The 4,379-nt window shown below is 66.0% G+C and carries 4 protein-coding genes; 2 read left to right on the forward strand and 2 right to left on the reverse strand.

The window, feature by feature from the left end; genetic code table 11:
- On the forward strand, positions 1 to 1,187 hold a 1,187-nt coding region (locus IWX63_RS16365; protein WP_199279213.1), incomplete at its 5' end, for a class I SAM-dependent methyltransferase.
- Positions 1,188 to 1,245: 58 nt separating this feature from the next.
- Here the strand turns inward: IWX63_RS16365 and IWX63_RS16370 are convergent.
- Both IWX63_RS16370 and IWX63_RS16375 read right to left on the reverse strand, forming a co-directional pair.
- Positions 1,246 to 2,286, reverse strand: a complete 1,041-nt coding sequence (locus IWX63_RS16370) for a hemolysin family protein (RefSeq protein WP_199279214.1) — start codon at positions 2,284 to 2,286, stop codon at positions 1,246 to 1,248.
- Positions 2,279 to 3,658 carry a hemolysin family protein gene (locus tag IWX63_RS16375; protein ID WP_199279215.1) on the reverse strand — a complete coding sequence of 460 codons (1,380 nt, stop codon included), beginning with the start codon at positions 3,656 to 3,658 and terminating at the stop codon, positions 2,279 to 2,281. Before IWX63_RS16375 ends, IWX63_RS16370 begins: the two co-directional genes overlap by 8 nt.
- A 330-nt stretch (positions 3,659 to 3,988) precedes the next feature.
- Here IWX63_RS16375 and IWX63_RS16380 point away from each other — a divergent pair, with 330 nt between their 5' ends.
- Positions 3,989 to 4,165: a CsbD family protein gene (locus IWX63_RS16380; RefSeq protein ID WP_199279216.1), complete on the forward strand. Its 177-nt coding sequence runs from the start codon at positions 3,989 to 3,991 to the stop codon at positions 4,163 to 4,165.
- Positions 4,166 to 4,379 lie beyond the last annotated feature (214 nt).

Genomic DNA, 4,379 nt, shown 5'->3' on the forward strand with positions numbered 1-4,379 from the left:
AAGGTAGCGTGAAACATGTCGAGGTCTTTCAGATGGATAGCGTGAGAACTTCCATCATCGGAAGGCCTCGACCTCTATCCCGTCATCGACGCGCCCACCCCGCTCACGCCGACGGCACCCGACCTCCACTCTCAATTACGAAGAGCCGCTTTTCCGCGCTCAGCTCCGTGGGCAAGTTCGCCGAAGTGCGGGCTTTCCGGCCGCCGACTCTCAGCGAACGGATGAGACTGGTACGCACGGCCGTCCGGATCGGCGCGCTGGGACTTCCACCCGCGCCGCCGCCCGAGGAGATGAACGTGACCCGATCGGGGCGGAAGCATTCCAAGGAGCGCGACGCCGCGGCGATCTCGCACCATTACGACGTCGGCAATGAGTTCTATGCGCTCGTGCTCGGGCGGTCGATGGTCTACTCCTGCGCTGTCTGGGACGACGAGACCACCGGCCTGGATGCATCCCAGGACGCGAAGCTCGACCTGGTCTGCCGCAAACTCGGCCTTCGTCCCGGCATGCGGGTGCTGGACGTGGGCTGCGGCTGGGGTAGTTTTGCGCTGCACGCGGCGCAGAACTACGGAGTCGACGTCGTTGGTGTCACCCTCTCGAAGGAGCAGGCGGACCTCGGGCGCGAGCGCGTGTCCGACGCCGGCCTCGCCGATCGTATCGAGATCCGGGTTCAGGACTACCGCGATGTTCACGACGGTCCGTTCGACGCGATCAGCTCGATCGGCATGGCCGAACACGTCGGCGGGCACCAGATCGGTGACTACGCGTCCCAGCTGTACACCCTGCTGCGTCCCGGCGGACGCCTCCTCAACCACGCGATTTCCTGGAACGCAGGTGAGATGCCTCCGGATCCGGATTCGTTCATCCCCCGCTACGTCTTTCCCGACGGTGAGATGCTCAGCCTTACCGTCATGATCGAGGCACTCGAGTCGGCAGGGCTGGAGGTGCTCGACGTCGAAGCGCTCCGCCGGCACTACGGGCTGACGCTCCGGGCCTGGGTGCACAACCTCGAGCAGAACTGGGACGACGCGGTACGTCTCACGAGCGAGGGACGGGCTCGGGTATGGCGTCTGTACATGGCATCGAGCGCACTCGGGTTCGAGCGCGGGCTGACCGGCGTGAATCAGGTGCTGGTGCAGCGTCCGGGAGGGACGGAGCCCCCGTTGCGACGGCGCGAGTGGATCTGACGGGGCCTTGCCGGGGCGGGCCACCGACGGTGAGTGTGCCTGCGCCGGCAAGGCCCCGTCATGCGGCGCTGGTGGCGTCCTGGACCTCGCCGACGAGTTCCTCGAGGATGTCTTCGAGGAAGAGCATGCCGGTGGTGTTGCCCTCGGCGTCGAAGACGCGGGCGATGTGCGCGCCGGTGCGGCGCATGGTCGCCAGCGCGTCCTCGAGATCACTGCTGCGGTACGCGGACGCGAGTCGGCGGACCCTCTTGGCGGGTACCGGCGCATCGAACGACTCCGGGGTGGAGAGGTCCGTGACGTCCTTGAGGTGCAGGTACCCGGTCGGTTCCCCGTCGCGGGTCAGGATGTACCGGGAGTACCCGTGATCGCTGACCGTGCGCTGGATGAGTGCCGGGCTGGCGGTCTCCGGAAGGTGCACGATCTCCTCGATGGGGACCTCGACGTCGGCGACGGTCTTCGACGTGAACTCGAACGCGTTGGTCAGGGTCCCGCTTCCATCGGCAAGGAGCCCTTCCCTGGTGGACTGCTCGACGATGGTGGCTACCTCGTCGAGGGTGAAGGCGCTGGTCGCCTCGTCCTTCGGCTCCACCTTGAACAGGCGCAGGATGCCGTTGGCGATCCCGTTCAACGTCCAGATGACGGGCCGGACGACCTTGGAGACGAACACCAGGGGCGGCGCCAGGAGCAGCGCGGCCTTTGTGGGCACGGAGAACGAGATGTTCTTCGGGACCATCTCCCCCAGGACCACGTGCAGGAAGGTGACCAGCAGCAGGGCGATGACGAACGCGATCACGCCGATGGCTTCGGGCGGGATCGGGGTCAGGGCCAGCGGGTATTCGAGCAGGTGATGGATCGCCGGCTCCGATACGTTGAGGATGACCAGCGAGCAGACGGTGATGCCGAGCTGACTGGTGGCCAGCATCAGGGTGGCGTGTTCCATCGCCCAGAGGGTGGTCTTCGCGGCCTTGCTGCCTTCCTCGGCGCGCGGCTCGATCTGGGAGCGACGCGCGGAGATGACCGCGAATTCGGCGCCCACGAAGAACGCGTTGACGGCCAGGAGCACGACCAGCCAGATCAGTCCGGGCAGGTACTCACTCATGGGTCAGTTCCTTTGTCAGCTCGTCGATGGTGCGGTCGTGTCGGCTCTGCGCGTCTTCCGGCATCCGGGCGTAATCGGAGGGATCCGTCGGGGTGAAGCGGATGCGCTCGACGTGGGCTCCGAGGACCCGCTCCACGCGCAGGACGCCGTCATCGAGGGCCACTTCGTCGCCGAGCTCGGGGATGCGGTCGAGTTCATCGGTGACGTATCCGGCGAGGGTGTCGTAGTCCTCGCCCTCGGGTACCTCGATGCCGGTGCGTTCCCTGAGTTCATCGGGGCGGAGCGAGGCATCGAAGGTGAGGGATTTCCCGGTGCGGACGACGCCGATCCGGGTGCGGTCGTGTTCGTCCTCGAGTTCCCCGACGATCTCCTCGATGAGGTCTTCGAGGGTGACGATTCCGGCAGTACCGCCGTGTTCGTCGGTGACGATCGCGACCTGCAGACCCTGCTGGCGCAGGAGGCCCAGGAGGCTGTCGACGCTCATGGACTCGGGCACCCGCAGGGGCTCGACCATCAGCTTCTCGGCCGTGGTGATGGTTCGTGCGTCCAGCGGCACGGCAAAGGCCTGCTTGAGGTGGATGACCCCGCGGATGTCGTCGTTGTCCTGCCCGATCACAGGGAACCGCGAATACCCGGTGGTCACCGCGGTGGAGACGATCTCAGCAGCGGTGTCGGTCGTCCGGACCGATGTCATCCGCACGCGGGGTGTCATGACGTCGTCGGCTGTGTGGTCCGAGAACAGGAGGGTGCGGTGCAGCAGTTCCGCGTGGTCCTGATCCAGGGAGCCCTCCAGGGCCGACCGGCGGACGAGGGAGCTGAGCTCCTCGGCGCTTCGGGCACCGGAGAGCTCCTCCTTCGGCTCGATGCCGAAGGAACGGATGATCTTGTTCGCCGTGTTGTTGAACAGGAGGATCACGGGCTTCAGGACGGTGGTGAACAGGGTCTGGAACGGGACGACGAACTTCGCGGTCTGTCGGGGAAGGGCCAGGGCGAAGTTCTTGGGAACCAACTCGCCGATGACCATGGAGAACACGGTCGCGAGGAAGATGCCCACCACGGCGCCGATCCCGGGCACGAAGGCCTCGGGGACACCTGCACCGAGCAGGGGTTCACGGAGGAGGGAGCTGATGGCCGGCTCGAACGTGTATCCCGTGAGCAGGGTGGTCAGGGTGATTCCGAGCTGAGCACTCGACAGGTGGGTCGACGTGATCTTCAGCGCCTTGATGGTGGGCTTCAGGCCCTTTTCACCGCGTGCATCGCGTGCTTCGAGTTCGCTGCGGTCGAGGTTCACGAGTGCGAACTCGGAGGCGACGAACATGCCGGTGCCGACCGTGAGGACCAGGCCGACGCCGATCATGACTAACTCGTACAAGGTGTCGCCCCCCATCCTCGATCAGCCGGCGATGCGGCGGTCAGGCGGGTGAGGGGCATGGGTCTATGCGTCGGGGGGTCATCCATAATGCCGTCCAGTCTAGCGAACAGCCACCGACACTTCGGGCCAAAGAGACTCATGGGGACTACGCCGGCAGCGCAACACGGTCATGGACGCAGCCCGTCGCTCCGACGAGCTCTGATGATCGGGGACCACCTGTCCGCAACCGGGGTGTCGGCTCCTCCCGGCCGTGAGGACCATGCCTAGACTGGGCGGATCGGTGACGACGCCGATCGCACGACCACTGAAGTCAACCGTAAGGAGAGCATCATGGGACTCGATGACAAGATCGGCAACGCCGCGCAGAAGCTCGGCGGTCAGGGCAAGGAAGCCGCAGGCAACGCAACCGGCGACGAGAACCTGAAGGCCGAGGGCCGGGGCGATCAGGCCAAGGGTGACCTCAAGCAGGCCGGCGAGAAGATCAAGGACGCCTTCAAGAAGGACTGACGTCCTGCCCGGCGCCTGATCCGAACCGCCGGCCGGTGAACGAATGGAAGGGAGCGCGCCCGTGTCGGGTGCGCTCCCTTTCTGTTCCCGGTCCCGCAGCCCCCGCCCAGGTCCTTCACGGCCGCGGGTGGGTGGGGTGGTTAACGGGGAAGAGGCCCCACCGTGGTGGGGCCTCTTGCCTGTAATGGTTGTCCGGCGGTGTCCTACTCTCCCA

It is taken from the genome of Arthrobacter sp. CAN_A2 (genome assembly GCF_015752045.1).
Lineage (GTDB): Bacteria > Actinomycetota > Actinomycetes > Actinomycetales > Micrococcaceae > Arthrobacter_D.